The following is a 2,509-nucleotide window of genomic DNA, read 5'->3' as shown; positions in this document are numbered from 1 at the left end:
TCCAATCGCAAACGGCCTGGCCGGGAGCGCCGGCCACGCCCTTCCCGAAGACACCGTTTGCGATTGGAATGCCGGGGTCCAGAAGCCATGGACGGCAGAAGCCTGTCACATCCGTGTGCTCTGGATTCAATGCTGGCTTGGCCTGTCCTGCCCGGCACCCTTCGGCCAGTTTCGTAGGGCGGGTTAGCGCAGCGTAACCCGCCTTTCGCGAAACCGAGACATCGGCCACGCTTTCCCTATGCCCAACTACATCCGCGCCCATGTCCCCGGCGGTTCATACTTCTTTACCGTAGCGTTGCTGGAACGTCGCCGTCGCTTGCTGACCGACAACATCGACGCGTTACGCGAAGCCTTTCGCACCGTGCGAACTCAACGCCCGTTCCGGATCGAGGCCATCGTCATACTCCCCGATCATTTACATTGCCTTTGGACCTTGCCGCCGGACGATGTGGATTTTTCGACTCGCTGGCGCTTGATCAAATCGGCTTTCGCGCGCGCCATAGCGCCGGGGGAACGGCTATCGACCCGAAGGGAGATGAAACGCGAACGCGGCGTCTGGCAGCGGCGGTTTTGGGAACATGCCATTCGGGATCAAAGCGATTTCGACGCCCATCTCGACTACATCCATTACAACCCGGTCAAGCACGGCTGGGTACCGCGCGCCGCCGATTGGCCGCATTCGAGCTTTCACCGATTCGTTCGGTTGGGGCAGTATTCCTTGGAATGGGCGGCGCCGGTCGACATTCGGGCTTGGGATTTGGAATAAGGATCGAGTCTCGGAAGGCGGGTTACGCGAGTACGCTAACCCGCCCTACAAAACTTTATGTTTACTTATGTTCAGGAAAGCCACAAGGACGGGTTAGCGCAGCGTAACCCGCCTTCCGTACCCCCCGCTCAAACCTGCTTCGGCCGCCTTATCCCCAGCTTTTGCATCCGATAACGGAGCGTGCTGGGCGTAAGGCCCAATTTCGCGGCGGCGCCGGTCCCGCCTTCGATGATCCAGCGTGACTCCTCCAGGACCTTCAGCAGGTGGCCGCGCTCGACGGCCTCCAGCAGCAGTTCCGAAGCTTCCGTCTGCGGCGGGTCTGGAGAGGAATCGTCCAGCTTGAGGTCGATGTCGACCAGCGGCGTTTTCGCGAGCACGGCAGCCCGCTCGATGATGTTTTGCAGTTCCCGGACGTTGCCGGGCCAGGTATAGCGTTCCAGCGTCCGCAACGATTCCGGTGCGATGCCGGCAAGAGGCTTGCCGAGCTTGCGGGCGAATTGGCGGAGGAAATGATCGGCGAGGACCGCAATGTCCTCGCTCCGCTCCCGGAGCGGCGGTACCCGCAGGGGAAACACGTCCAGCCGGTAGTAAAGGTCGACGCGGAATTCGCCGGCTTTGACCGCGTCCGCCAGATTGCGGTTGGTGGCGGCGATGACCCGGACGTCGACCCGGATCGTCTGTCCGCCGCCGACCCGCTCGAACTCCCGTTCCTGAAGCACCCGAAGCAATTTGGCCTGGGCCGGCAGACTCAGCTCGCCAACCTCGTCCAGGAACAGCGTGCCCCGGTCGGCCATTTCGAACCGCCCCTTGCGCTGCGCGGTCGCGCCGGTGAACGCGCCTTTCTCGTGGCCGAACAGCTCGCTTTCGATCAATTCGGCGGGCAACGCGGCGCAATTGAGCTTGACCAGAAGCCGGTCCTTGCGCGGGCTGAGATTGTGGATGGCATGGGCGATCCGCTCCTTGCCGGTGCCGGTTTCGCCTATGATGAGCACCGTGGAATCGGTGCCGGCCACCTGTTCGACATCGGAAAACAGGCTGCGCATCGCCGGCGATCCGCCGATCATTTCCTCGAAGCGGTACGGCGCGCTGATTTCTTCTTGCAGAAAAACGTTTTCGGTTTGCAGGCGATGGAGTTCCGCTTCGATCTTCCGGCGCTCGTCGACGTCCCGAAGTATGAAGGTGTAGTACCGCTTGCCGCCCAGTTCCAGGGGGGACAGGGTGGCCTCAATGGGAAACTCCTCCCGATTGGCGCGCAACGCGGTCAATCCCTCCGGCGCCCACACCGGTTGCGGCTTCGCGCTCTTTCCCGTGCTCTCCCGAAGATGGCGTTCCAGGAGGTTCCGGAAACCCTTGGACAGGAAACGGTCGAACGGCTGGCCCTGCGCCCAGCTCTTCGAGCATCCGAAAATCCGCTCGGCGGCGTTGTTGAACAAAGTGATGCAGCGGCTCTCATCGATGGTGACGATGGCGTCCATGGCCGAGGCCAGGATGGAACCCAGCCGCTCCTCGCTGCGCCTGAGCAGTTCTTCCGCCCGCATACGCTCCAGCTCCGCCCCGTGCGGCGAAGATTCTGAACACGGAAAGCTCGGACGGGTCTCCGCTCATGGGTTTGACGTCGATCAGGGCCAGATGGCCCATCACCTCGCCCGCCCTGTCCGCGAGCGGAATCGCGAGATAGCTCTCGGCGCCGATGGCCACCAGTTCCTCCCGGTGAGACGGAAAAAGATCCTGAACGCCAGCCTT

Annotated in this window: 4 protein-coding genes; 2 read left to right on the top strand and 2 right to left on the bottom strand. The window is 62.4% G+C overall.

Annotated elements, in window-relative coordinates:
- On the top strand, positions 1–187 hold a 187-nt coding region (locus ABJK70_RS23510), incomplete at its 5' end, for a hypothetical protein (protein WP_347259316.1).
- Between the two features lie 51 nt (positions 188–238).
- Positions 239–766: a transposase gene (locus tag ABJK70_RS23505; protein ID WP_077728614.1), complete on the top strand. Its 528-nt coding sequence runs from the start codon at positions 239–241 to the stop codon at positions 764–766.
- Positions 767–894: 128 nt separating this feature from the next.
- Here ABJK70_RS23505 and ABJK70_RS23500 read toward each other — a convergent pair whose 3' ends face one another.
- Together ABJK70_RS23500 and ABJK70_RS23495 are read right to left on the bottom strand one after the other, a co-directional pair.
- Positions 895–2,304 (bottom strand): sigma 54-interacting transcriptional regulator, encoded by a 1,410-nt coding sequence (locus ABJK70_RS23500; RefSeq protein ID WP_347259315.1) that lies wholly within the window; start codon positions 2,302–2,304, stop codon positions 895–897.
- Positions 2,216–2,509, bottom strand: a 294-nt coding sequence (locus ABJK70_RS23495; protein ID WP_347259314.1) for a hypothetical protein, incomplete at its 5' end; no start/stop codon positions are given. The genes ABJK70_RS23500 and ABJK70_RS23495, both read right to left, overlap by 89 nt.

The sequence above is a fragment of the Methylocaldum sp. genome (genome assembly GCF_039794385.1).
Lineage (GTDB): Bacteria > Pseudomonadota > Gammaproteobacteria > Methylococcales > Methylococcaceae > Methylocaldum.
The sequence above is the reverse complement of the archived record's forward strand: the minus strand, read 5'-3'. Positions and strand labels throughout refer to the sequence as shown.

Coding starts and splice junctions, on each gene's coding strand:
- ABJK70_RS23505 (WP_077728614.1), top strand. CDS start 239: ATGCCCAACTACATCCGCGCCCATGTCCCCGGCGGTTCATACTTCTTT.
- ABJK70_RS23500 (WP_347259315.1), bottom strand. CDS start 2,304: ATGCGGGCGGAAGAACTGCTCAGGCGCAGCGAGGAGCGGCTGGGTTCC.